We start from the raw sequence: 25,499 nt of genomic DNA, 5'->3' as shown, positions 1-25,499 counted from the left end.
AAATTTTTAAAAATGGCAGGTAAAAAAGCTTTAAAATCAATAATACATCAAATTCATTTATGGCTGGGATTAGCCTCTGGGATTGTTGTTTTTATTGTAGCCATTACCGGCTGTATTTTTACGTTTCACGACGAATTAAAAGATGTTTTTTACGATTATCGATTTGTAGAAGATCAAGATTCGACATTTATAGCGCCTTCTTTTTTGCTGAAAAAAGCGAATGATTTTCAGCCAGATTTTGAAGCTACAATGGTGGTTTATAACGGATCGTCACGACCGGCTACCGTTACTATTACTGAAGACGGAACCAATTTTTTACTGAATTTTGATCCTTACACCGGTAAACTGATCAAAAAAGTGAACCTGGAAACCGAATTCTTCACCATTATTGAAGAATTGCACATGTATTTATTGCTTCCGCAGGAAATAGGAAAGCAAATTGTAGGGATTTCAAGCATCATTTTTGTGATCTTGTTGTTAAGCGGATTCGTACTGTGGTGGCCTAAAAAAATAAAGTATCTAAAACAACGATTATCGGTAAAATGGAGTGCTCGCTGGCGCAGAATCAATTACGACTGGCATAATGTTACTGGTTTTTATAATTCAATTGTAGCCTTGATATTGGCGATTACCGGGCTTGCTTTTGTATATGAGCCGGTACACGATTCATTTTATGCTATAGCAAATTTAGGAGAGCGATACGAATCAGATTTTTTTACTTCAGAAATAAAAAATAATGCTGAAAATAACCAAAATAAGCAAAATGCAATAGACCTGGCATTTCAGCAAACTTTAGATTTACAACCAGAAAGCGGAATGTACTTTGTTTGGAAACAGGACAAAAATTCGCCTATTATTACCGGAGCTTATCCCAAATCACTTCATTTTGATCATCAATCTAACTATCAATTTCATCCAAAAACAGGAGCGCTTTTACATCAATCTGGCTACGATTCAAAAAGTGGAGGATTAAAGCTTCAGGAAATGACTTATGGTTTGCATAGCGGGCAATATTTTAGACTTCCGGGGAAAATAATTGCATTTTTATGCAGTCTGTTCGTTGCAGCTTTACCTATTACCGGTTTTTACATTTGGTATGGACGAAAATTTAAAACGACCAAAAGAAAACCTAAGCGAAACCCGAAAATCGCTAAAAAAGCATAGTGTCTAAAATGCTTCCAAAAAGGGCCAAAATTACAGCAAGCCATAGTGAAGGTAAAAAGCCTTCGGTTTTAAAACCACTACTTAACTTATCGGTAATTTCAATAATAATGGCGTAAGCAACAATGCGGGTTACAAATCCTAAACCTAAAAAGTAGAACATTCCTAGTGTGGCGATATTTAAAACGGCAGTTAATAGCCAGCTTAAAAAGAAGCTTAAAACTCCGATAAGTTAGGCAACCAGAATGGCGGTTTTAAAGCTTTTAAGATGAACTTTGTTAAGAAATTTTGCTGCAATCATTAGGATTACTGCATCAATAAGAATGTGTATAATGGCAGTTAACATAAGCTGATTTTCGTTGATTTTTATTTATAATTGAAAAATACGAAAACGCCCGCAAAGCTTATTCAATTTAGAGAAAGCTTAACTATACCTGTTTTTTAGACCCTCTAGGTTCGATTTTAAAAATAACCTCGAAAACTGCTTTATAATTGGCTAGTTTTTCACGTTTCATGATTTTATTTTCAATTTTAAACGCGCGTTCTTTAGCCTGAAGTCCATGATAATCCAAACCCAAATGTTTGGCTATGAATATGGCTCTTGGTAAGTGAAACTCTTGGGTGACCACAATGGCATCTTTAATACCAAAAACATTATGCGCCCTGTACATGCTATCGTATGTGTCAAAACCTGCGTGATCTAACAATAATTTATCTTGTGGAATGCCATGATTTTTTAGATAATTTGCAATAGCATCTACCTCGTTATAGCTATCGCTGCCATGATCGCCACTAATTAAAATTTCTTCAACTTTATTTTCCTTGTAAAGATCTATAGCACTATCTACACGATCCTGAAGAATAGGGGAGAGTTGCCCATCTGAATGTACGCTGGCACCTAAAACTATTGCGGTTTTGGCAGTGGGAATGGTATTAACATTAGAGTAAATACGGCTAGAAGTATCTTGTGCTATAAAAGATTCTAATCCAAGAGTAATCAAAATCCCAAGCACAATTAGGATTACCGTATAAAGAATAGATTTTTTAAGAAAGCGCATGCATTCTCCTTTTCGTTTTTATTTCGAAGATAACCAATAAAATTTGATGAATAGGTTATTTCTATGGTTTAACGTTATAAATCCTGAAAGCATTGTTTAAATTTGTAAAAAAATTAGCATAAAAATGACCAATATAAAAGCTTTGCAATGGCGATATGCTGTTAAAAAATTTGACAGTGAAAAGATCTTACCCGAGGCGAAAATCGATGTTTTAAAGCAGGCTTTTAATTTAACAGCTACTTCTTATGGTTTACAACCCATTAGATTGGTGGTGGTTAAAAATAAAGAATTACAGGAATCGCTGAAAGAAAAGGCAATGAACCAGGCGCAGCTTTCTACTGCTTCGCATGTGCTTGTAATTTGTATTGAAGATAAAGTTGATAAAGATTTTATTCTGAATTATTTTGAAAGAGTAAAGCAAATACGAGAAACTCCAGATGAAATTTTAGATCCCTTTAAAAACTTTTTAGTGGATGACTTCGGAAAAAAATCTGCCGAGGATCTTACAATTTGGGCTAAAAATCAGGCGTATTTGGTTTTGGGAACTTTGCTTACCGTTTGTGCTACTGAAGAAATCGATGCCTGCCCAATGGAAGGTTTCTTACCTGAAGAGTACGATAAACTTTTAGAGCTTAAAGAGAAGAATTTGAAATCTGTTTTGGTATTACCTGTGGGGTATCGTGCAAAAGATGACATCTTCTCCAGTTTCAAAAAAGTAAGACGCCCTGAAGAAGATACCATTATAAATATTTACTAGTAGCTTACGTAGTCTACGATCTCTAAACCATAGCCAATCATACCAACACGTTTGGTTTGTTTAGAGTTAGAAAGTAATTTTATTTTATGAATGCCAAGATCGTGTAAGATCTGTGCACCAATTCCAAAATCCTTATTGTCCATAGAAGGTTGTGGTGCTTTTGTCTCACCTTCCTTCTGGCTGTCTTTTAATTCTGCTAATCTACTTAAAAGGCTTAGTGGTTTAGTAGCAGGATTAATAAAAACAATAGCGCCTTTACCATCTTTATTTAAGGCTTTAAACATACTATCTAATTTCTTATCGGCATCGTTGGTAAGCGTGCCTAAGATATCGTTGTTTACCAAAGTAGAATTCATACGAACCAGTACTTCTTCCTCTTTAGTCCAAGAGCCTTTGGTAAGTGCTATATGAATTTGATTATTGGTTGTTTGTTTAAAAGCTCTAAGTCGAAAATCGCCAAATCTGGTCTTAATTTCAAAATCTTCTTCTTTTACTATAAGCGAATCATGTTGCATGCGATAGGCCACAAGGTCTTCTATAGAAATAATTTTAAGATCAAATTTTTTGGCAACTTCCATAAGTTCAGGAAGTCTTGCCATAGATCCATCTTCGTTTAAGATCTCCACCAAAATTCCGGCAGATTGTAAACCTGCAAGACGGGCTAGATCGATAGAAGCTTCAGTATGGCCAGTTCTTCTTAAAACTCCGCCATTTTTAGCACGTAATGGGAAAATATGTCCTGGACGGCCTAAATCTTCAGGTTTTGTTTCTTTTTCAGTTAAGGCTTTAATAGTTTTTGCACGATCGTGGGTAGAAATTCCGGTAGTACAACCATGACCAATTAAATCTACAGAAACAGTAAACTGGGTATTGTGTAAAACGGTATTATCATCTACCATTAAATTTAATCCTAGTTCTTTAGAGCGATCTTCGGTAATTGGAGCGCAAATTAATCCGCGTCCATGAGTAGCCATAAAGTTAATCATCTCTGGCGTAACCTTTTCTGCAGCAGCAACAAAATCGCCTTCGTTTTCACGATCTTCGTCGTCTACAACAATAATTACTTTACCAGCTTTGATGTCCTCAATAGCTTCTTTAATTGTATTTAATTTAAAGGATTTATGTCCTTCATTAATTCCTGACATTTTGCAACTTTTTTATAATAGCAAAGGTATTTAATCTATTTATCTTTCGGCTTTACCAATCCTATCTTTTTAAAGAACTTTGAGATAGGCTCTGTAATCATGTCTAAAGAAAATAATCCTTGGTCTGTAGTGGCTCTATATGTGAAGTAAATCCCAAGAGGGAGCATAATTAGGGTACTTAGCCAGGTTGCTATAAACGGACTAATACTTCCATCTTCAGCACTGTTCTTGGCAAAGATTCCTATAAAGTGATAACTTAGAAAAATGATGATAGCAATTACCATAGGTAATCCCATACCTCCTTTACGAATAATCGCACCTAAAGGAGCGCCCACAAAAAATAAAACGATACAGGCTACGGCAAGTACATACTTTTCGTGCAATGCAATTTCATACTTATTTAATCGCCGAACACTTTGTTTAAATTCCTGCTTTTTTATGGATAAATGAGAGATTGCAGCATTTGTGGTGCGAATTGCATCATCTATAATTCTTTGTGATTGATCACTATTGTAATTATCTAAAATAGAATGCTCAAAGCTTTTGTATTTATCAGATTCTTCCGGATTAAAATTAACATCCAAAGATTTTACCCCGGTTCTGCTATACATCGAGGTCGCAAAAGCTTCTTTACGTTCATTTAAAGACACAGAAAAACTATCGATACTTTTGGTAAGTTCTCCAATTCTAAGCATACTTTGGGTAGTATAACTTTCATCTTCCATATCTACCTGATTTAATTCTGATAGGTCGATGTTTATCGTATACTCTTCAAAGTAACTTTTCATAAAAGGTTTTTGGTCTCTTTTAGAGTAGTCACTTGGTTCAACTTCCCTGTAGTAATTTCCGTCTGTAAGAATTAAAGACAGAACATTAGAATTTTCGCTACTTACTAATTCTCCTTCTCTGGATTTTATAACAGTATAATCACCACCACGCTCTGTTCCCGTATGGATAATTACATCATGAAGATATTGATCGTTATCTCCAGTTTTTTCATCGACCTTAATATTGATGTTCCCAACTTCGTTAAAAACACCTCCGGTAATTGCCATTGCCGGTTTCATTTTAGCGATATTCTTCCTTAGGTTTATAATCTTAAATTCGGCCGCTGGGATCACGTTATTTGCAAAAACAAAAGCAGTGACACTTACCAATAAGATAAATAGAGTAAGCCCACGCATTGCGCGCTGCAAGGAGATACCAGATGATTTCATGGCAGCAAACTCGTAGTTTTCAGCAAAATTCCCAAATACCATAATCGAGGTTAACAATATAGTAAGTGGTAATACCATAGGTACTAACTTTGGTGTGGTATACAGTAGAAATTTTAAGATGATTGCTACATCTAAATCTTTACCTGCCAGTTCACCAATGTATAACCAGATTGCCTGGAGAACAAAAATGAACATCAAGATGACAAAAACGGTAAAGAACGTTTGTAGATAAGTTACCAGTATGTACCTGTCTAGTATTTTCAAAGATGTAAGATTAATCTAAACGATTAATGTAATAGTTGCTATATCGGCTCTCGTCAAAAGTAAATAGATTTTGAGCAAGAGACTGGTTTGTTTTAAAACTTTTTACTGTAATCGTAATCTTGGTTCCGTTTGGCTGTGTTTGGATAAGATTATAAATATTTTTGGTCTCTTTATCGATTCCCAATAAAATATTTTTTACTTCAGCCTCGCTATCCTTAGGAGTTAACTTAACGTACTGAATCGTTCTACCATTCACGTTTTGTGTAATATCCCAATCAAAATTATATCCATCCTGATAGAAGGTGAACATTTTAGATGGAGTGATGTTATTTTCGTCTTCAGCGACGTAATTAGAGATATTAATCTCTTCGTCTTCTGGAATGATCGTATATACTTTTTTACCATCAAAAAGTTGGGTGGTTCCCATAAAATTCAGCACATATTTATCGCCTTTTATGCTGGCGTCACCACGAGTTTCCTGATGAATATTTTCTGAAGTATTCTCCAAAGCATATTTAAAATCGATCACCATATTGTCATAACTACTTACCTTCTTAGAAACTTCATTTAGAAGTTGCTCAGCTTTTTGAGAATTCTGAGCCTGTATCCCAAGGCTAAAACATGCAAGTATTAGAAATACTACTTTTTTCATTTTTACTTTTAAATCTTTATTTAGGTTCTTCGTTTAATAATTGCTCTAAGGCTAAAAGATCTGGTACTAAAACCTGTCTTGCTTTACTTCCTTCAAAAGGCCCTACAATTCCGGCAGCTTCAAGTTGATCTATAATTCTACCGGCCCTGTTATAGCCAAGTTTTAGTTTTCGCTGTAGCAAAGAAGCCGATCCCTGCTGGGCGGTAACAATAACTTCAGCTGCGTCTCTAAATAGCTTATCGCGTTCGCTCACATCTATATCAAGTCCTGTGCCACTTTCCTCACTTTCGTAAGCTGGCAGCATGTGGGCATCTGGATAAGCTTTTTGTGAACCAATAAACTCGGTTATCTTATCTACTTCAGGTGTATCTACAAAAGCACATTGCAAACGTCTCATAGAGCTTCCCTGAGTAAATAGCATATCTCCACGACCAATTAACTGATCTGCTCCCGGGCCATCTAAAATGGTTCTAGAATCGATCTTCGAGGTTACTCTAAAAGCAATACGTGCCGGGAAGTTAGCTTTTATAATCCCTGTAATTACGTTTACCGAAGGTCTTTGTGTTGCAATAATTAAATGAATCCCAACTGCACGGGCAAGCTGAGCTAAACGCGCAATTGGAGTTTCTACTTCTTTCCCGGCTGTCATAATTAAATCTGCAAACTCATCTACAACCAGCACGATATACGGTAAAAATTTATGTCCGTTTTCAGGATTTAGTTTTCGGTTTTTAAACTTAACATTGTATTCTTTAATGTTACGAACCATAGCATCTTTAAGCAGTTCGTAACGATCGTCCATTTCGATACAAAGAGAATTTAATGTATTAATAACCTTTGTGTTATCGGTAATAATAGCATCGTCTGTATCTGGTAGTTTTGCTAAATAATGACGCTCAATTTTATTAAAAAGCGTCAATTCTACTTTCTTAGGATCTACCAAAACAAATTTCACTTCAGCAGGATGCTTAGAATAGAGTAGGGAAGTAAGGATGGCGTTTAACCCAACAGATTTACCTTGTCCCGTCGCACCTGCCATTAGCATGTGTGGCATTTTGGCAAGATCTACGACAAAAGTTTCGTTACTAATGGTTTTTCCTAATGCCATTGGCAGTTCCATCTCGGCATTTTGAAATTTTGGCGAAGCAATTACAGATCGCATTGAAACGATGGTAGAATTTTTATTAGGCACTTCTATACCAATGGTTCCTTTTCCAGGTATTGGCGCTATAATTCTAATTCCAAGTGCAGCTAATGAAAGTGCGATATCATCTTCTAAGTTTTTGATCTTAGAAATTCTAATTCCGGCTTCAGGAACAATTTCGTATAAAGTTACTGTAGGACCAACTGTAGCTTTAATCTGGGCAATTTCGATCTTGTAGTTTTTAAGCGTATCTACAATTCTGTTCTTATTTTCCTCAAGCTCTTTTTGGTTAATCGTGATACCGCCGCCATAATCCTGCAATAGTTCTAATGTTGGGTATTTATAATTTCCAAGCTCTAATGTAGGATCAAATTCGCCAAAATCGCTGACTAATTTTTTGCTGAGTTTATCTTCATCTACCTCTTCTTCTTCAGGGGCAGTTTCTACCTCCATGGCAAGTTCTGCTGGCTCTTCTTCTTTTTCTTCGGAAGCTTTTTGAGGTGTATTTTTAGTTTCTGAAGCCGCATTAACTTCAGAAAGGTTGTTTTCGAAATCAATTTCAGGAGCAGTATCGTCTACTACAGGCTTTTCTTCAGTTTTAATACTTTGTTTTTTCCAATCCTGCTCTTCATCGGTAACATTAGCCGTCATTTTATTGGCTGAAGCTTCTTTGGCTGCCTTAAATTCAGCATTAATATCATCCTTTTTAGTTTTTACAAACGTGCCCACCATCTCTGGCGTAAGCTTTAAACGTAATGCAGCGTATGCAATAAAAAGGAAAAATAGAAGTAGTGCTGTACCAAAAAATCCTAAATAATCCTGAAGAAAATCATTCATTTCAAAACCAATGGTTCCTCCTAAAATAGAATGCTCTGTAAAAAAACCTAAGACTATTGATGCCCAAATCATAACCAAAATGCCCCAAAACCAGAACGAAACCAGTTTTTTTGAAGCCATTCCAAAAAACAGGTAAATGCCAGACATGGTGATTAATACAGCTATAGAAAAAGAAGCTATACCAAAGCCCTGGTAAATAAAGAAATCACTAATTAATGCACCAAATTTGCTTAACCAGTTTTTTGCCTCTATACTACGATCGCTAAATTCCTGTAAGGTACTTTGATCTGCCTGCCAGTTAAATAAAAAAGAGATAAAAGCAACAATTAGGGCTAAACCAAAAAGCATAAGAAAACTGCCCAAAACAACCTTTTGGTGTCGGTTTAGTGCAAACGAAAATTTCTTTGAATTTTTAGTGGTTTTCTTAGTTCTGGTTTTCTTTTTGGCCATGCGTGGTTTTTCGGAATTTTGGCAAAAATACAAATTAGCCTCATCTAAAATAAAGAAAATAAAATTCAATTTTAAAAGAGGTCGATTTTATAGAAAAACGCCAAATAGTACGCTTTATTTTTCTAGATACTCGAGAAGCGGAGTCATAAATTTATCGAATACCTCGATATGTGGTAAATGTCCTGTATCTGGAATTTCAACTAGCTGGGCATTAGGTATTTTATCCTGAGTAGATCTACCTAATTTATCATATAATCCCATGGTCGATTTTACCTGTTTTGAGACTAAATTTTTTCCTAGCGCGGTACGATCCCTGGTACCAATGATCAACAAAGTAGGAACACTAATTTCACTAAATTCGTAAACAACAGGCTGGGTAAAGATCATATCGTAAGTTAAAGCAGAATTCCATGCTATGCGATCGTAGTTTTCGTTAAGCGTCCATCCGGCTAAAAGTTTTGCCCATTTTGCATAATCTTGATTCCAATCGCCTGCATAATAGCTTTCTTTTTGATAATTCTTAATGTCTTCGTAGGTTTTGCCGATTTCATTCTTATACCAATCGTCTACGCTTTGATAAGGCACTTTAAGTTTCCAGTCTTCTAGACCAATGGGATTAACTAAAACCAGGTTTTTAGTAACTTCAGGATACATTAAAGTAAAACGTGTGGCAAGCATTCCTCCCATAGAATGGCCTAAAATTGTAGTTTCTTCAATTCCTAGAGAATCGATTAATCCTTTGGTGTTTTCTGCCAATTGCTGAAAGGTATACTGAAAATATTTTGGTTTGCTGGATTTCCCGAAGCCTAATTGATCGGGTACCAAAACATTGAAACCTTCTTTGGTTAGGGCGTCGATCGTGGTTTCCCAATATGCGCCATTAAAGTTTTTTCCGTGAAGTAGTGTTACTGTTTTTCCGTTATCATTTTCTGGCTGTATATACATATAAGCCATTTTATAATCATCTTTTTGTGCATTAAAATGATAAAAAGAAACGGGATAAGGATACTCATAATTTTCGAGCATTAAGCCAAGCTCTTTAACCTCTTGGGCATTGAGATTTAGAAATACTGAAAATAGTAAAAATAGAGCAGGAATTTTTTTCATGACATGAATTTTTCCTGAAGTTAAGAAGATCTACAAGTGTAGGTAAGCTGCTGAAGTACTTTAAAACAAATTTAACTCGATGATCGAGATTGAATGCTCTGAGTTTACCTCGAACTATTAAAAAATTTTAAACAAATGCCTAACGGGCTTATCCCGATGTAGTTTACATGAAAGATCTATAACGCCTGTAAATAAGGAATATAAATAATGCAGCCAATGATAATTGCAATGAAGGCCGCAATGCAAACAGCGCCGGCAGCAACATCTTTAATATGCCCTATTTTTTGATGAAAATCTGGATGCACAAAATCTGCAATGGCTTCGATGGCAGTATTTAGCCCTTCTGCACTCATAACCATTCCAACAGCGATACATTGAAACATCCATTCGTTTCTGGTAATATCAAAATAAAACCCGGCAACAGTTACAACGATAGAAATGGCAAATTGTACCTGTATGCTGGGTTCATTTCTTACAAGTAGCCAGGCTCCTTTTAAAGCATAGCCACCACCACGAATACGTTTCCCAAGGAAACTATCTTTCATTTTATAAAAGCGTTTTTAACGCAGCAAGATAATTTGGTTCTTCGGCAATATCCGGCACTTGCTGAGCATGGATTACATTTAAATTTTCATCCAGAACTATAACAACTCGAGAAAGTAAACCTTCTAAAGGCCCGGTGATCATTTCTACCCCGTAATCTTTCCCAAACTCACGTTCTTTAAAGTCAGACAAGTTAATAACATTTTTTAAACCTTCATCATTTACAAATCTTTTTTGTGCAAATGGTAAATCTCTGGAAATACAAAGTACTACCGTATTATTTAATTCGGTTGCTCTTTCATTAAAATTTCTAACAGAGGTAGCGCAAACTCCGGTATCGATACTCGGGAAAATATTAAGAATAATTCTTTTTCCTTTAAAATCTTCTAATTTGGCTTTGGATAGGTCGGTTTTAATAAGATCAAAATGTGGTGCTTTTTCACCAATCGCAGGCAGATCTCCATAAGTAATCACTCTTTCGCCTTTAAACGATATTTCAGACATAGCAAAATAATTGGTTAAGGATTAGTCTAGATAAATTTAGACTATTTGTAATGGAGTGATACTAAAATTATCATAAAACAAAAATCGGGTTAATTGAATTAACAATTAACCCGATTTTGGTCTTTTTATCACTAAGTTTTATTGATCTATAGATCCTAAAACTTTCTTTACAAATGCGTTTGCAGCGTCTGTATCTTTCATTCCTTCTTCACTTACCATTTTGTGAACTTCTATAGCACCACAAATATTAGTAATTAATTCACCAATTACGTCCATTTCCTCTTCAGAAACAGATCTATGTTCAGTGAAATTTTCAAGCACTTCTACAGTTGCTTCAAGTTTTTCAACTTCGTTATTACGTTGTAAGTGTTTAATTACTGGTAACTTCATTTACTAAGTCTTTTAGAACTTCAAACTTGTTAGTTTGAACTTGGTTTACGAAATCTCCATTTTTAAAAGTGGCGAATGTTGGTAGGTTATTTACGTTTGCAAGCTTTCTACTTTCTGGATACTTTTCAGCATCAACAAGAATAAACTCTGCATTTTCGTTTTCACCTGCTAACTTTTTGAATTTAGGCTTCATAAGTCGGCAGTTACCACACCATCCAGCCATGTACTGTACAACTACAGTTTCGTTGTTTGCAACGATTTCACTTAAATTATCTTGGTCTAATGTCTTCATTATAGCAATTTTTTCCCATCTAAGGGTATTAACACCCCGAGATAAATCCCGGGGATGAAAATTTTTCTTAATCTTTAGACTATCTCAGTTGGCTGAGAATAAAAGCTTTTTAGTTTAAGCTTAAATAATCTGCAACTCCTTTTCTGTCAGCTTTCATTGCATCTTTACCTTCTTCCCAGTTTGCTGGACAAACTTCACCATTTTTCTGAACGTGAGTATAAGCATCGATTAATCTGATGAATTCCTGTACGTTACGACCAAGTGGCATGTGGTTTACACCTTCATGAAATACAGTACCTTCTTCGTCGATTAGGTAAGTAGCTCTATAAGTTACGTTATCACCTTCTAAAGTTACATCACCAGTTTCTTCATCATAAGATTCTCCTGTAATATCAAGGATTCCAAGACGAGAACTTAAATTGCGGTTAGAATCTGCTAAGATTGGGTAAGTAACACCTTCGATTCCACCATCATCTTTTGGAGTGTTTAACCATGCAAAGTGAACCTCTGGAGTATCACAAGAAGCACCAATAACCATTACATTTCTTTTTTCAAACTCTTCTAAAGCAGCCTGAAAAGCGTGTAATTCAGTTGGGCAAACAAATGTGAAATCTTTTGGGTACCAGAATAATAATACTTTCTTGTTATTTTTCTGAGCTTCTTCTAATACATTCACTTTAAATGTATCTCCTAAGTCGTTCATTGCGTTTACACTTAGGTTTGGAAATTTTTTACCTACAATAGACATATGTTGTTGTTTTTGGGTTTTACTTTCTTTTCTTAATTCTGCTGCAAATATAGGCGAAGAGAGCGGTGTCTCCATAAAAATCAAATTCTTAATTTTTATACTGTGATAGAATTTGATTATTGTAAAAGAATATTCTTATAGGGTAATTCTATTTTCTTCGGAAAGCTACGCTGTACGGGTGTTTGCAGAATTACCAAGTTCTTTAATTTTTATTCTGAAAGCAGCGAATAATAAGGTCATAAAAGGACTCAGATAATTGAAGAAACTATACCCAATATAAGAAAGAACAGGTACACCAAGAACACCACTGTGATAAGCACCACAAGTATTCCAAGGGATTAATACAGAAGTTACCGTTCCTGAATCCTCTAAGGTTCTACTAAGGTTTTCTGGAGCCAGACCTTTATCTTTGTAAGCTTTTGCGAACATTTTTCCTGGAACAACAATAGCCAGATACTGGTCTGAAGCGGTTACATTAAGTGCAAGGCAGCTTACAACGGTACTTGCAAAAAGACCAAAAACACTATCAAAAAGATTTAATAAGGCCTTACTAATTCTAGCTAAAGCACCAATGGCGTCCATAATTCCGCCAAAAACCATCGCACAAATAATTAACCAAATGGTTCCTAACATTCCTGCCATTCCGCTTGAGGCAAAAAGATCGTTAAGTGCAGCAGATTCAGTTTCAATAGCAGTATCTACGGTTATAGCATCCATAATTCCGCGGTAAGCACTTACAAATGTCAGTTCGTCACTACCGCTAATTTCAAGAACAATTTCTGGTTGAAAAATAAGAGCAGCAACAGCACCAAGTAAAGTACCTATAAGTAAAGCAATAAGTGGAGAGGTTTTTCTAACAATTAAAAAGATTACCAATACAGGAACCACAAATAGCCATGGAGTGATATTAAAAGAAGCTTCAATAGCATTTAAAATTGAAGAGGTATCTGTAGAACCGCTGGTATCTAAATTAAGTCCTATAATAACAAATATTACTAAAGTCACAACGATGGTTGGGACAGTAGTAATTGCCATATATCTAATGTGAGTAAATAAATCTGTTCCTGCCATTGCTGGTGCAAGGTTGGTGGTGTCACTTAGCGGAGACATTTTATCACCAAAATAAGCACCAGATAAGATTGCCCCAGCCGTCATTCCTAATGGAATACCCAAAGCGTCTGCAATACCAACAAGTGCAATACCAACGGTAGCCGAGGTTGTCCAGCTACTGCCTGTCGCTACAGAGATCACAGAACATATTACAACCGTAGCTGCCAGAAAGATTGTGGGATTTAAAATTTGTAAGCCATAATAGATCATAGTTGGTATAATCCCACTAATTAACCAGGTACCTGCTAAAGCGCCCACCATTAAAAGAATTAAAATTGCCCCAGCTGTACTTTGAATGTTTTTGGCAACTTCATCGATCATGGTATCAAACTTTACTTTATTAAAGTAGCCAACAATTGCTGCAACAGCGCCACCTAATAGTAAAATAAACTGATTAGAGCCAGATAATGCATCATCTCCATATACCACCAAAACATTAAAACCAAGCATTATAATTAAAGCAAACACTGGTAATAGCGCAGCCCAAATACTTAATTCATTTTTTTCAACATTTTCTTCGGGATGGGTAGTATGGTTTTCCATTCAGTTTAAGAGAGTTTAGTTTCTAAAAGCTAAGATTCGATAAATCTAAAGATGTTTTTTAGGAAATATGAAAGTTTAGCATAGATTAAATTTTCGTTTGTAATGTTACGATTTTAGATAAAAGTATGCAAGGTTTAGGTATAACGCAGCTGTTTTAAATCGAATAAAAGCAGGTGAAACTTCAATATAGAAGAAGAATTATTAACAATATCGTTTGAAATTTAAGTTTTCTTAAAAGTTTAGAAAGCTAATTAGCTAGCATTGGTGGTTTAGAGAATAGTCGTACTTTTGTAAGTATTGTTTAAAATTCAACATAAAAACTTATTGTTATGAGTACATATGATGTTGCAGTTATAGGTTCTGGCCCGGGTGGATACGTGGCAGCCATACGCTGCGCACAGCTGGGAATGAAAACTGCAATCATAGAAAAATATTCTACTCTTGGTGGAACTTGTCTTAATGTTGGTTGTATTCCAAGTAAAGCACTTTTAGATTCTTCACACCATTATCATGATGCAGTAAAACATTTTGAGGATCACGGAATTGAAATTTCAGGAGAAATAAAAATGAATCTTGAAAAAATGATGGATCGTAAAGCATCTGTGGTTAGCCAGACTTGTGATGGTGTAAAATTTTTGATGGATAAAAATAAGATTGATGTTTTTGAAGGAATTGGTTCTTTTAAAGACAAAACTCATATCAATATTAAAAAGAATGATGGTGAGACTGAAACTATCGAAGCTAAGAAAACGATCATAGCTACAGGTAGTAAACCATCTAATCTTCCATTTATCGAGTTAGATAAAGAGAGAGTAATTACATCTACTGAAGCTTTAAAATTAAAAGAAGTTCCAAAACATCTAATTATTATTGGAGGTGGAGTAATTGGTTTAGAGTTAGGTCAGGTTTATAGCCGTTTAGGCGCAGATGTTTCTGTAGTTGAATTTATGGATCGTATTATCCCAACTATGGATAGTGCGCTTTCTAAAGAACTTACTAAAGTTCTTAAAAAACAGGGCGTAAAATTCTACACCAGTACAAAAGTGAAATCTGTTGAAAGAAACGGAGTCGAAATTATCGTTAAAGCAGATGATAAAAAGGATAAGGAGGTAGAATTAAAAGGAGATTATTGTTTAGTTTCTGTAGGTCGTCGCCCTTATACAGACGGACTTAATGCAGATGCTGCTGGAGTTACCATAGATGATCGTGGCCGAATTAGCGTAAACGAGCATCTACAAACCAATGTAGAAAATATCTATGCGATTGGTGATGTTGTAAAAGGAGCGATGTTAGCGCATAAGGCAGAAGAAGAAGGAACTTTTGTTGCTGAAACCATTGCCGGCCAAAAGCCACATATTAATTACAATTTAATTCCAGGTGTCGTTTATACATGGCCAGAGGTTGCATCTGTAGGTAAAACTGAAGAGCAATTAAAAGAAGAAGGCGTAAAATATAAAGAAGGTAAATTCCCAATGCGTGCTTTAGGTCGCTCTAGAGCCAGTGGAGATATCGACGGAATGGTTAAAATTCTTGCAGACGAAAAGACCGATGAGGTACTTGGAGTTCACATGATTGGTGCTCGTACTGCAGATCTTATTGCTGAAGCGGTAACCGCGATGGAGTTCCGTGCTTCTGCTGAAGATATTTCTAGAATGAGCCATGCACATCCAACTTTTGCTGAAGCTGTAAAAGAAGCTGCATTGGCAGCTACAGATAATCGCGCGTTGCACGTGTAGATCATTATCAGTTTAAAATTTTGGAAGCCCTGTTCATTTATTTGACAGGGCTTTTTTGATTATTGGAGTTAAAAATTTTCTTAAATAATAAAAGACTAATTCGTTTTAACGACTTTATTATGAAGCTTATCGGTTTTATTTTTTCATGAAAATACTTTGCAATACTATTGCAGTGTATTTAAAATTAACCCTACACCTTACATGAAAAAATTTTCCCCTACGAAGATTCTTCTTGCCGTATTATTTGTTTTTTTTAATGTCACTTTAGGTTTTTCGCAAGTTGGTATTGGTACGTCCAGCCCTGATAATAGTTCTATACTAGATGTTAAAAGTTCTACTGGTGGAGTACTTGTGCCAAGAATGACAACGGCAGAGCGTAACCGAATTTCTTCTCCTGCTACAGGATTATTAATTTACGATACTACGAGACAATGTCTAAGCCAGCAGGTAGGAACGCCCGCTTCGCCAGATTGGGTCTGTATTTCTGGGAATGTAGTTCGTTTCTTTTATTTACCTAGTTTGAACATAGATACTTCAGAAACAGGAAATGGAGAAGTGAATTTGTACGAGGAGTACAAAAAGCAGTTTTCTCAACCATTGGTGTCTTCTACACCAGGTTCAACTATTCCTTATTTCGAATCTGCAACAGATTTAGATTATCATGTTACGGCCTATGATTCATCAGTTTTAGACAATCTTTCTTTGAACCAAAACGGAGTTCTTTCGTATGAAGTAATTGGTAGTGCCACTGCCTGTTCTTTCATAAATGTTGTATTGGTTGTAAAATAATTTCAGCAAACAATTATGAAAAAACTATTCAGTCTTTTCCTGATCTTATTTTCGGTTTATTCATCCATTGCGCAATGTGATTGTGATCAAACCATTTCATCCAGTATATGGAATGGTGGTTATACATTTCAATCTAATAAAACGTATTGTATTCAGGGAAATATTACGATAAGATATAATGTGACTTTCCAAAATAATACAAGTATTTGTATTCCTCAAGGAGCTACGCTGAAAATTGATAATACGATGAATGGTGGTGCTAGTAATAAGGTTGATATAAGCGTATACGGTAACCTTATTGTACCTAATACTTTTCCAGTAAGTTTTGATATTCATGTTTATAATGGTGGTAATATTACAGGTCTTAGAGGGATTAAACAGGATATTCAGATGAATGGAGATAATTTTAATCTTATAATCGACGAGGGTGGTAGTTATAAATTTGGGAATTTGAATTTAAATAATAATGGTAGAGAAAATACGATAGAGAATCATGGGACGATGACAATTGATGGGGAAATTAATACTCGTAATGCAAAATCAGCATTAAGATTAGATAACTATGGAACTATTGATATGACAGGAAATATTTATTTCAGTAATTCATCTGGAACTAATACTTTTTATAATCATGGAAATTTAAGTTGCCTGGGAGTGTATTCAACAGACCCAACATTGCATATGCAAAATGCAGGAACTATGTCGATGTCTCAGAATTATGATAATACTGAAAACAGCGTATTTTCAAATTGTGGAACATTCAGAATGAATGGTAGTTGGGGATTTAATTTAAGAGGTTTAATTATAAATACAGGGAATATGATAATTCCTAATAGTTCTATAGCATTCTCTTCTACAGGTAGAATTCAAAACTATAGTGTAATGAGTTTAAAACAGATAGCTATGGATCCCAATTCAATAATTTATAATGAAGGTGAAATAACATTCGCAGAAGCTCCTAATACTAATATAAGATTTGCTGGGCCTGGTGCAAATGAGCAGCCAGAACATTCTGATTCTAGTAATTATGGTAGATTTAAATGGCCAGGCACACAGTCTAATCAATCTGGTTGGGCTAGAGGCAATTTAAATTTTGTTACTACTACTCCAAGTACGGTTAATGATAACAATGCTTACGGGATGTTTGGAAGATGGAATAGCGTAGAATTTGATAGTTCAGTAAAATTTGGAAACTGTAATACTTGTACAGTTATTACAGAATATGATCAATGCGCTAACGCAGATGGTACTTGGCCGGTTATTGGGCCAAAATGTATCCCGGTAAACAGGCATGTAAGAACATATTTATAATTACTTGATATAAATTAAAAGGCAGCCAACTGGCTGCCTTTTTTCATTCTAAACTACCTCAGAAATTATAAGGTTTGGGCTTTTTAATTGGTTTAGGAAGTAAATTAAAAGCCTGATTAATCTGAGTAAAATTCAATAGGGAAATATTGATTGTTTTAGAATGAGATTTTGCATGTTTTTACAGTCTTTTTTTAATGATATTCAGCCAACTTTTCTAGAACCTGGTCTTTAAAACTTCGGCTTATTGGTATCGATTTTTGTCGTATCACCACCTGCTCATTAGTATAAGATTCGATTTTTGGGATCGAAACAATAAAAGAGCGATGCGTTCTTAAAAATTTAGAACTAGGTAACTTCTCTTCAATCGCTGTAATAGTTTCTCTGGTGATTTTCGTATCAGTTAACAGGTGAATTTTTAAATAATCAGCATAGCTTTCGATATAAAGCAATTCTTCAAAATCGATTTTAACCATTTGGCGATCTATTTTTACAAAAATAAATTCGGCCTCTCTTTCAGCAATTTTCGTGATTTCTTTTTCTGAATGATTTTTTCGGTAATTATTGATGGCATCTAGCAAACGTTCAAAAGAAATAGGTTTTAGTAAATAATCTGCTGCGTGCAAATCAAAACCATCTACCGCATATTCTCGATAAGCAGTGGTGAAAATGATCTGTAGGTCTTTATTGATCGATCTAGCAAAGGAAATCCCGGAAATTCCCGGCATATTAATATCTAAAAAAATCAAATGGATGTTCTCTTTGCTAATTACATTAAAAGCTTCAGAAGCGTTACTGCAACGTGCTAGAATATTGATGTCTTCAATTTTAGAAAGATGACTTTCCATAATATCCAACGCAACAGGTTCATCGTCTACAAGAATACAATTAATGGGTGCCGCCATTTATTCAGAATTAATGCTTTTTAAAATTAACCAATTTCAGCATACATCACTTTTTTATGGCTGTTAAAATAATGATTCCCAGCCTGCCAACCAGAAAAGTTACAGTGCCAAAAATAATAGTAAGTAAAGTCACTTTTAATCCACCAGCCAGCATTTCAGTAGAAACATTTCCCCAGCTTTCTATTGCATCGAACATTTGTATTAAACCAAGAAACTGAAAAAGAAGTCCGCTTACCAATGCAAATAAGCCAATATGATGAATTAAACTGAGCGCTTTTTTGAAAAGATGATCCTGCGATAATTTTGTGGCAGCAAAGGCTATAAGTCCTATAGTAATTAAGAAGCAAATAAGGATGGTCCACATCGCAAAAGGCCCGCCCTCGTTCATTCTATCGGCTAATTGGCCAAAAAATCCACGACTTTGATACAGTAATACTAGGTACATAATTATTTTTTTAAAGATTGATGAAGCAAACTTAACAGCCTTTTAGCTTCAAAAAATCACTTTGCGATAGATTACAGGTTTTAGCTTCTTTTCTACATTAAAGATATATTTTTAAGTACAATTATCGCTAAACTTGTAGAAAAGCCAAGCTTTTTTGTAGTTGGTCGCAAAAGTTGATCTTACCAGATCATTCTTGCCATATTTGTAAATTAATGTTACTAAAATTGACCATAAAGATATTTAAGAAACTACTGCTACACAGCTTATTTTGGGTAGCAGTGCTTTTCTTTTATATGTTCTTTTTTGCGATAGACGATTCAGATTTGTGGTTATCGGCGCGATTTTCAATTGCATTGATGCCGGTTACAATTGGCACAACTTATATTTTTTCCTACACCTTAATCCCAAAATATCTATCTAAACGAAAGTATTTTTTATTCGGACTTTATTCATTTTATGCTTTAGTGATTTCAGCCTCGTTAATTATTTTTTCGGCTTTTTATGGCTATTTACTGGTGTTTGGATTGCAATGGGAGGGAAGTTACCCGGTTTCTAAAGGTTTAACCTTTATATATTTTGCGGTTTACCTGGTAATCGTCTTAGGTTGTGGCTTAAGTCTTACCAAATCTTATTTTAAAACTTTAAATAAAAACGAGGAGCTAAAAAATACTCTGCTAGAAAGCGAATTACAGCTTAAGATTCAGGAGTTACAGTATTTAAAGATGCAAATTCATCCTCATTTTCTGTTCAATACCTTAAATACTATTTATGGTTTGGCGCTTACCAAAAAGGATTCAGCTCCAGATATGATCTTGAAATTGGCAGATCTACTGGATTACATTTTATATGAAACTAAGAAGAATAAGGTGCCATTACAGCGCGAAATTCAGCATTTAAAGGATTATATCGAGTTAGAAAAACTAAGGTTTGGAGAACAATTAATTGCTGAAATAAATATTACTGAATTTTCATCGAATATTGAGATTCCGCCGATGCTTTTTCTGCCATTTCTGGAAAATTCATTCAAACACGGCAAATCTTCTGAAGATATCCTGAAAATAAAAATGAAGCTCGAAATTCTCGAAAATCAGCTTGTGTTTTTTCTGAAGAATTCGGTGCCTAAGCAAAAGGAAATTTTAGATCAAAATTCTGGAATTGGTCTTGAAAATATTCAAAAAAGGCTCCAATATATTTATAGGGAAGCTTATGATTTAGAGCTTTCTACAAGCAAAAATGAATATTCTGTCTTACTTAAAATTCCGCTTAAATTTTAGCATTTTGACCTTTAGAATTTTCAATTTTGTATTAAAGGAATCACTATCTTTAATAGGTTAATCCTAATTTTAAAGATTATGGGCAAAAGCAAAGCAAAGTCACCAGCTAAAAATTCGGTTAAAAAAGAACCGGTTTTAAGCTTAAAAGAGAAGCGAGCTGCAAATGCGGCTAAGAAATTGAACAGAAGCTAAAGTTTTAAACTTAGATTGAATAAAAAAAGGAGCTATTTTGCTCCTTTTTTCCTTTATTTTTTACGCCTGCGATTGGCATTTTTATCGCCTCGCGTTTTTGGCTTTTTATACTTTTTAGCAATTTCTCTACGATAAGAACCGCCAAGATTTACTTTTTTATTTTTTTCTTTTTTCTCGTGGAAAGCAGGGCCGGCTTCATCTAGTGGTTTACTAGGATTGTTAATCTCAATTTCTCTGGGGCGTTCTTCAGGAATTAATTCATTAGAGATCTTAACTTCTTTAGGAATTTCCATTTTTGGGACTTCCATTTTCATCAATTCCTCGATAGCTTTTAGGTGTTCTAATTCTTTTTCAGTAGTAAAAAGAATAGAATGTCCTTTTTTCTCAGCACGTCCTGTTCGCCCAATTCTATGCATATAATTTTCAGGATAATTTGGCGTATCAAAGTTAATAACGTGCGAAACAGCATTAAGATCTAAACCACGCGCCATCACATCTGTAGCGATCATAATTCGGGTTAAACCTTCATCAAAATCTTCAACGTTTTTTAATCGGTAATTCTGACTTTTACCGGTATGAACCAAACTAATTTCCCCTGGAAATTTTTTACCTAAACTTTCAAATAATCGATCGGCAATACGTTTATCTGAAATAAAAATAAGCATCTTTTTAAAGGTTTCTTTATCACTGAAAAGATGTTTTAAAAGATTCGCTTTTGTATTGAAATTAGGTAAAATATAGCCTTGTTGCTCGATATTATCTAACGGAGTACCACTAACCGCGATAGAAATTTTCTCTGGAGCTTTAAAATTCTCGTCTATCATTTCTTCTACCGTTTCAGTCATCGTTGCAGAGAACATGATGCTTTGTCGGTTAGGAGGCAGTAGTTCAATAATGTTATTGACCTGGAATTTAAATCCAAGATCCAGCATCACATCAACTTCATCGATCACAAATTTCTGAATCGATTTTAGCTGAATAGCACGTCTTAAAACAAGATCGTAAAGTCTTCTTGGCGTAGCCACCACAACATCTAAACCACGTTGTAATTCCTGTTGCTGCGTATTTATATTTACACCTCCATAAATCCCGGCTACTCTTAAATTAATGTATTTAGCAAGTTTGTCGATTTCCTCGGTAACCTGCACAACCAGTTCTCTGGTTGGAACCATGATTAAAATACGCGGATTCTTTTGCTTAGAAAATTTAAGCATTCTAAGTAAGGGTAATAAATAAGCAAAGGTTTTACCGGTACCGGTTTGGGCGATTCCTACAACATCTTTTCCAGACATGATTGGCGAAAATGCCTGTTCCTGGATAGGTGTTGGCTTTTGGAAGCCCATATCTTCCAGCGCATTGCGTAAAGGTGTATTTAAATTAAGATCTTGAAAACTCACAACGGGAGGTTTAATTTTTTGCAAAGGTAGGCTATGATTCTCAAAGAATTACTTTTAAATCTATAATTTGTTTGAGAATCGATGTTTTTGGGCTACTTTTTTTAAAATTATGCTATCGTAATGCTGTATGTTGCGCTGTATTCTTTCCCAGTTTCTAGCTCAATAATTCCTTCTTTGGTTTTAAAGTTTTGATCTGTGCTTTCTACGTCTGCAATCCCTAACCAGGGTTCAATACAAACATAAGGCGCGCCAGGTTTTGCCCAAACTCCCAAGTTTTTAAAATCATCGTAAGAAACGCTTAATATCGATCCATGATTTTTACTTTTTAAGCTTACATTTTTTGAAGTTATATTTTTAAAAATTAAAGCGTCATTATTAAAAAGATCTTTGGTTAGCTGAATTTTATCTGAATTTTCAATGATCGTTTTGGTATTATCACTCACTAAGCCGCTTTCTCCTAAAAGATAAGTTTCTAAAGTGAGATCTTGATCGAATTCCAGATAATAATCTTCATAAGTTTCGCCTTCAAAAAGTGGAGCATTAAATGCAGGATGCCCGCCGATTTGAAAATAAATAGGTTTTGTATCCATATTTTTTACCAGATGATTTACTTTGACAGACTTATCTTTTAAGGTAAAACTAAGCTCGAATTCAAATTCAAAAGGATAGATCTTACGTAATTCTTCGTTACTTTTTATGCTGAAGGTAATCGAAGTTTCGGTTTGGTTTTTTACTTCAAGATTTTCATTGTGGCGTATAAACCCATGTCTTGGCATATCGTAAAATTCACCTTCATATTTTATCTGATTGCCTTTTAAAGCGCCAATTACTGGAAATAAGTTTGGTGCGTGGCTTCCCCAAATTTCAGGATCGGCCTGCCACATATATTCTTTGTTGTTTTTCAGGTTTTTGATACTACATAATTCGGCTCCGTTATGCTGAATACCTATTTCTAATTGGTCGTTCTTTAAAATATACATCGTGATTTATTTTCTTCTAATTTTATTCAGTATAAAGATAACATCTCTTCAATTTTTATCAGCATTTTAAAAACATAAAGATTTCTTATGTTTCCTATAAAATGTTTCTTTAAGAAACAATTGCGCTAAGCCTTGGAAAATCTTAGTTTTGCACAAAAATTATGATGAAAAATATATTAGGATTTGCAGGATCAAACAGCAGTACCTCTATAAATGTACAGTTGCTTGAAAATCTGATGGATCGTTTACCTTCAGATTTTAACAAAAAACGTATCAATGTTTTAGATTACGATCTTCCGTTTTATGGCGAGGATGTAGAAAAAGAGCATGGGATTCCTGAAAACGCTGAAAAATTTGCTACAGAAATCGAAAAATATGATACTTTATTCATCACGATTAACGAGCATAACGGGAGTTTATCTGCATATTTTAAAAACTTAATCGATTGGACTTCACGTTATAAACATCAGTTTTTAGCCGGTAAAAAAATATTTTTAGCAGCGGCTTCTCCTGGTCAGGGTGGTGCAGCGGCTTCTTTACAATATGCGAAAACCGCGTTCACCATTTTTGGAGGTGATGTAGTTGAAACACTAAGTTTCCCTAGTTTTTACGATAATTTTAAAAACGGAATTGTAGTAAATCCTGAATTAGAAAAAGAAATTGATTCAAAATTAAATACTTTTGCACAACAAACTTCTTAAGTGTGCGGAGTAACAAGATTTTTGAACTTTCTAATGTAAATTTATTTAAGCAAAAATTGCTAAGCTGGGTTTCTGGTTTTAGAGAAGTGGTTTGGCTGGATAGTAACGCGTATCCAGATAAATACCGGCAATACGATGCAATTCTGGCAGTAGAAGCTTTTACGGCTATCAAAACCGATGCTGTAGAAGCTTTTGATAAATTAAAGGAATATCAGCAAACTACGAGCGATTGGATTTTTGGATACTTATCCTACGATCTTAAGAATGATACTGAAAATCTAAAGAGTAAAAATTACGACGGACTCGATTTTCCGGAACTTTATTTCTTTCAGCCTCAAAAATTGTTTTTACTGAAAGGAAATCAGCTTGAAGTACAGTATTTGCGGGTAGTCGATGATGAAATTGATCTGGATTTTTCAGCGATCAATGATATTGTAATTCCTGAAAAAACAGCTCAAAAACATCAAAAATCGACTCTAATACAGTCCCGACTTTCTAAAGAAGAATATCTTCAGAAAATCGAGAATATGTTGAAGCATATTCATCGTGGGGATATTTACGAAGCTAATTTTTGTCAGGAATTTTATGCTGAAAATGTCGAATTAGAGCCTTTGCAGATCTTTAATGCACTCAATACAATTTCTAATCCGCCTTTTGCCAGTTTTTTAAAGCTGGAAAACTACCACGCAATGTGCGCATCACCAGAACGTTATATTCAGAAGATGGGAAATAAGGTAGTTTCACAACCTATAAAAGGAACAGCAGCGAGACACGCCGATCCAAAAATTGATGTTGAAAATGCCCAAAATCTTACCGAAGATCTAAAAGAGCGTTCTGAAAATATTATGATCGCAGATCTGGTAAGAAATGATCTTTCCAGGACCGCTAAAAAAGGAAGCGTAAAAGTCGAAGAACTATGCGAGGTGTATTCTTTTAAGCAGGTACATCAGTTAATTTCGACCATTTCTGCAGAACTTCAGGACGATATTGCCGCCGTTGATGTGTTAGAAAGTACATTCCCTATGGGAAGTATGACGGGTGCTCCAAAAATTTCAGCAATGAAAATTATCGAAGATTTGGAAGAAACCAAACGTGGCTTGTACAGTGGTGCGATTGGCTATTTTACACCGGCAGCAGATTTCGATTTTAATGTAGTAATTCGCAGTATTCTTTATAATTCAGAAAATAAATATGCATCATTTTCAGTAGGGGGAGCAATTACCGCACAGTCTAAACCAGAAAAGGAATACGAAGAATGCATGGTAAAAGCGAGAGCTATGCGACAGGTTTTGGAAGAGAATATTTAAATTTCCTTATCTACTTTTTCTGGATTTTGGCGGGTATCAAAGAATGTGATAATTTCAATCTCATCATTTTTGATTCTATAGAAAAAAGTGATTTGTTTGGTAAGAACGCACTTGAAAACACCTTTTTTTCGGGATGATTCAGGGCAACTGTAAGGATATTTGGTTAATTGAGATAGCTTGTCTTTTAATAGGAGAATAAATTTATCCCGAGTTTTTATACCCCAATTTTCGAGGAGGTAAACCGAAATTCTTTGCAATTTAAATTCAGCAATTTCAGAAAAAAATATTTTCATTCCATAATTTTGTTCAAAACAGAATCATAGGGAATTCGTTTTCCTTCTTCTAATTGTTTTATACCTAAATCAATTTCTTCTTGTTGAGGTTTAGATAAATTGTTCCAAAAATCGGGCTGCTCATTTTTTACGAACTCAGCAATTTTTTGGATAAAGGCTTTATTGTCATTCTCAAGAATAACTTTTAATAAATGTAATTTGGTAGCCTGAATATCCATTGTATAAAGATTTGGTTTTCAATCCAATTAAT

General features: G+C 34.8%; 27 protein-coding genes. 8 read left to right on the top strand and 19 right to left on the bottom strand.

Annotated elements, in window-relative coordinates; all coding sequences use genetic code 11:
- Positions 1-12 precede the first annotated feature (12 nt).
- The gene (locus IIF7_RS03310; protein ID WP_084840250.1) at positions 13-1,164 is read left to right on the top strand and encodes a PepSY-associated TM helix domain-containing protein; all 1,152 of its coding nucleotides are present in this window, start codon (positions 13-15) and stop codon (positions 1,162-1,164) included.
- On the opposite strand, the gene IIF7_RS21040 is transcribed toward IIF7_RS03310, so the two are convergent.
- Both IIF7_RS21040 and IIF7_RS03300 read right to left on the bottom strand, forming a co-directional pair.
- Positions 1,151-1,324, bottom strand: coding sequence for a phage holin family protein (locus IIF7_RS21040; RefSeq protein ID WP_245801499.1), 174 nt, complete (start codon positions 1,322-1,324; stop codon positions 1,151-1,153). The two genes, IIF7_RS03310 and IIF7_RS21040, sit on opposite strands and share 14 nt — an antisense overlap.
- A 265-nt stretch (positions 1,325-1,589) precedes the next feature.
- Positions 1,590-2,219 (bottom strand): SanA/YdcF family protein, encoded by a 630-nt coding sequence (locus IIF7_RS03300; protein WP_084840249.1) that lies wholly within the window; start codon positions 2,217-2,219, stop codon positions 1,590-1,592.
- 124 nt (positions 2,220-2,343) lie between these two features.
- On the opposite strand from IIF7_RS03300, the gene IIF7_RS03295 reads away from it, so the two are divergent.
- Positions 2,344-2,976, top strand: a complete 633-nt coding sequence (locus IIF7_RS03295; protein WP_084840248.1) for an NAD(P)H-dependent oxidoreductase — start codon at positions 2,344-2,346, stop codon at positions 2,974-2,976.
- On the opposite strand, the gene ribB is transcribed toward IIF7_RS03295, so the two are convergent.
- From ribB to nhaC, 11 genes are all read right to left on the bottom strand, one after another.
- A complete protein-coding gene (gene ribB / locus IIF7_RS03290) occupies positions 2,973-4,121 on the bottom strand; it encodes a 3,4-dihydroxy-2-butanone-4-phosphate synthase (protein ID WP_084840247.1) in 1,149 nt (382 codons plus the stop codon). The two genes, IIF7_RS03295 and ribB, sit on opposite strands and share 4 nt — an antisense overlap.
- A gap of 35 nt (positions 4,122-4,156) precedes the next feature.
- On the bottom strand, positions 4,157-5,602 hold the full coding sequence (locus IIF7_RS03285) for an LptF/LptG family permease (RefSeq protein WP_084840246.1): 1,446 nt from the start codon (positions 5,600-5,602) through the stop codon (positions 4,157-4,159).
- Positions 5,603-5,612: 10 nt separating this feature from the next.
- Positions 5,613-6,254: a LolA family protein gene (locus IIF7_RS03280; protein WP_084840245.1), complete on the bottom strand. Its 642-nt coding sequence runs from the start codon at positions 6,252-6,254 to the stop codon at positions 5,613-5,615.
- A gap of 16 nt (positions 6,255-6,270) precedes the next feature.
- Entirely contained in the window at positions 6,271-8,685 is a 2,415-nt protein-coding gene (locus tag IIF7_RS03275; protein ID WP_084840339.1) for a DNA translocase FtsK, read from the bottom strand.
- Between the two features lie 114 nt (positions 8,686-8,799).
- Positions 8,800-9,792 carry an alpha/beta fold hydrolase gene (locus tag IIF7_RS03270; protein WP_084840244.1) on the bottom strand — a complete coding sequence of 331 codons (993 nt, stop codon included), beginning with the start codon at positions 9,790-9,792 and terminating at the stop codon, positions 8,800-8,802.
- 176 nt (positions 9,793-9,968) lie between these two features.
- The gene (locus tag IIF7_RS03265) at positions 9,969-10,337 is read right to left on the bottom strand and encodes a diacylglycerol kinase family protein (protein ID WP_084840243.1); all 369 of its coding nucleotides are present in this window, start codon (positions 10,335-10,337) and stop codon (positions 9,969-9,971) included.
- Between the two features lies 1 nt (position 10,338).
- A complete protein-coding gene (tpx, locus tag IIF7_RS03260; RefSeq protein WP_084840242.1) occupies positions 10,339-10,839 on the bottom strand; it encodes a thiol peroxidase in 501 nt (166 codons plus the stop codon).
- A 138-nt stretch (positions 10,840-10,977) separates the two neighbouring features.
- The gene (locus IIF7_RS03255; RefSeq protein ID WP_084840241.1) at positions 10,978-11,229 is read right to left on the bottom strand and encodes a DUF6952 family protein; all 252 of its coding nucleotides are present in this window, start codon (positions 11,227-11,229) and stop codon (positions 10,978-10,980) included.
- A complete protein-coding gene (locus IIF7_RS03250; RefSeq protein ID WP_084840240.1) occupies positions 11,210-11,524 on the bottom strand; it encodes a thioredoxin family protein in 315 nt (104 codons plus the stop codon). Before IIF7_RS03250 ends, IIF7_RS03255 begins: the two co-directional genes overlap by 20 nt.
- A 106-nt stretch (positions 11,525-11,630) precedes the next feature.
- Entirely contained in the window at positions 11,631-12,269 is a 639-nt protein-coding gene (locus IIF7_RS03245; protein WP_084840338.1) for a peroxiredoxin, read from the bottom strand.
- Between the two features lie 165 nt (positions 12,270-12,434).
- Positions 12,435-13,922: a Na+/H+ antiporter NhaC gene (gene nhaC, locus IIF7_RS03240; RefSeq protein ID WP_084840239.1), complete on the bottom strand. Its 1,488-nt coding sequence runs from the start codon at positions 13,920-13,922 to the stop codon at positions 12,435-12,437.
- Positions 13,923-14,251: 329 nt separating this feature from the next.
- On the opposite strand from nhaC, the gene lpdA reads away from it, so the two are divergent.
- The 3 genes from lpdA to IIF7_RS03225 all read left to right on the top strand — a co-directional run bounded on the left by lpdA (position 14,252) and on the right by IIF7_RS03225 (position 17,758).
- Entirely contained in the window at positions 14,252-15,658 is a 1,407-nt protein-coding gene (gene lpdA, locus IIF7_RS03235) for a dihydrolipoyl dehydrogenase (RefSeq protein ID WP_084840238.1), read from the top strand.
- A 201-nt stretch (positions 15,659-15,859) separates the two neighbouring features.
- On the top strand, positions 15,860-16,447 hold the full coding sequence (locus IIF7_RS03230) for a hypothetical protein (protein ID WP_084840237.1): 588 nt from the start codon (positions 15,860-15,862) through the stop codon (positions 16,445-16,447).
- Between the two features lie 15 nt (positions 16,448-16,462).
- On the top strand, positions 16,463-17,758 hold the full coding sequence (locus IIF7_RS03225) for a hypothetical protein (protein ID WP_092542001.1): 1,296 nt from the start codon (positions 16,463-16,465) through the stop codon (positions 17,756-17,758).
- 191 nt (positions 17,759-17,949) lie between these two features.
- On the opposite strand, the gene IIF7_RS03220 is transcribed toward IIF7_RS03225, so the two are convergent.
- Together IIF7_RS03220 and IIF7_RS03215 are read right to left on the bottom strand one after the other, a co-directional pair.
- Complete coding sequence (locus IIF7_RS03220) at positions 17,950-18,660, bottom strand: LytR/AlgR family response regulator transcription factor (RefSeq protein WP_084840235.1); 711 nt, start codon at positions 18,658-18,660, stop codon at positions 17,950-17,952.
- A gap of 46 nt (positions 18,661-18,706) precedes the next feature.
- A complete protein-coding gene (locus tag IIF7_RS03215) occupies positions 18,707-19,105 on the bottom strand; it encodes a hypothetical protein (RefSeq protein ID WP_084840234.1) in 399 nt (132 codons plus the stop codon).
- Positions 19,106-19,329: 224 nt separating this feature from the next.
- On the opposite strand from IIF7_RS03215, the gene IIF7_RS03210 reads away from it, so the two are divergent.
- Entirely contained in the window at positions 19,330-20,379 is a 1,050-nt protein-coding gene (locus IIF7_RS03210; protein WP_176218888.1) for a sensor histidine kinase, read from the top strand.
- A gap of 245 nt (positions 20,380-20,624) precedes the next feature.
- Here the strand turns inward: IIF7_RS03210 and IIF7_RS03205 are convergent, their stop codons facing one another.
- Together IIF7_RS03205 and IIF7_RS03200 are read right to left on the bottom strand one after the other, a co-directional pair.
- Entirely contained in the window at positions 20,625-21,968 is a 1,344-nt protein-coding gene (locus tag IIF7_RS03205; RefSeq protein WP_084840337.1) for a DEAD/DEAH box helicase, read from the bottom strand.
- Between the two features lie 107 nt (positions 21,969-22,075).
- Complete coding sequence (locus IIF7_RS03200) at positions 22,076-22,948, bottom strand: aldose 1-epimerase family protein (protein ID WP_084840232.1); 873 nt, start codon at positions 22,946-22,948, stop codon at positions 22,076-22,078.
- Between the two features lie 161 nt (positions 22,949-23,109).
- Between IIF7_RS03200 and IIF7_RS03195 the strand changes: the two genes are divergently transcribed.
- Both IIF7_RS03195 and pabB read left to right on the top strand, forming a co-directional pair.
- A complete protein-coding gene (locus tag IIF7_RS03195; RefSeq protein WP_245801497.1) occupies positions 23,110-23,649 on the top strand; it encodes an NADPH-dependent FMN reductase in 540 nt (179 codons plus the stop codon).
- Positions 23,650-23,651: 2 nt separating this feature from the next.
- A complete protein-coding gene (gene pabB, locus IIF7_RS03190) occupies positions 23,652-24,956 on the top strand; it encodes an aminodeoxychorismate synthase component I (protein ID WP_084840231.1) in 1,305 nt (434 codons plus the stop codon).
- On the opposite strand, the gene IIF7_RS03185 is transcribed toward pabB, so the two are convergent.
- Positions 24,953-25,249, bottom strand: a complete 297-nt coding sequence (locus IIF7_RS03185; RefSeq protein WP_084840230.1) for a type II toxin-antitoxin system RelE/ParE family toxin — start codon at positions 25,247-25,249, stop codon at positions 24,953-24,955. The two genes, pabB and IIF7_RS03185, sit on opposite strands and share 4 nt — an antisense overlap.
- Positions 25,246-25,467 carry a hypothetical protein gene (locus IIF7_RS03180; RefSeq protein ID WP_084840229.1) on the bottom strand — a complete coding sequence of 74 codons (222 nt, stop codon included), beginning with the start codon at positions 25,465-25,467 and terminating at the stop codon, positions 25,246-25,248. The genes IIF7_RS03185 and IIF7_RS03180 overlap by 4 nt, the downstream gene beginning before the upstream one ends.
- Between the last annotated feature and the right edge of the window lie 32 nt (positions 25,468-25,499).

The organism is Zunongwangia atlantica 22II14-10F7 (genome assembly GCF_002094855.1).
GTDB classification, from domain to species: domain Bacteria; phylum Bacteroidota; class Bacteroidia; order Flavobacteriales; family Flavobacteriaceae; genus Zunongwangia; species Zunongwangia atlantica.
Note: the sequence above shows the minus strand (reverse complement) of the source record. Positions and strands in the feature narration are given on the sequence as shown.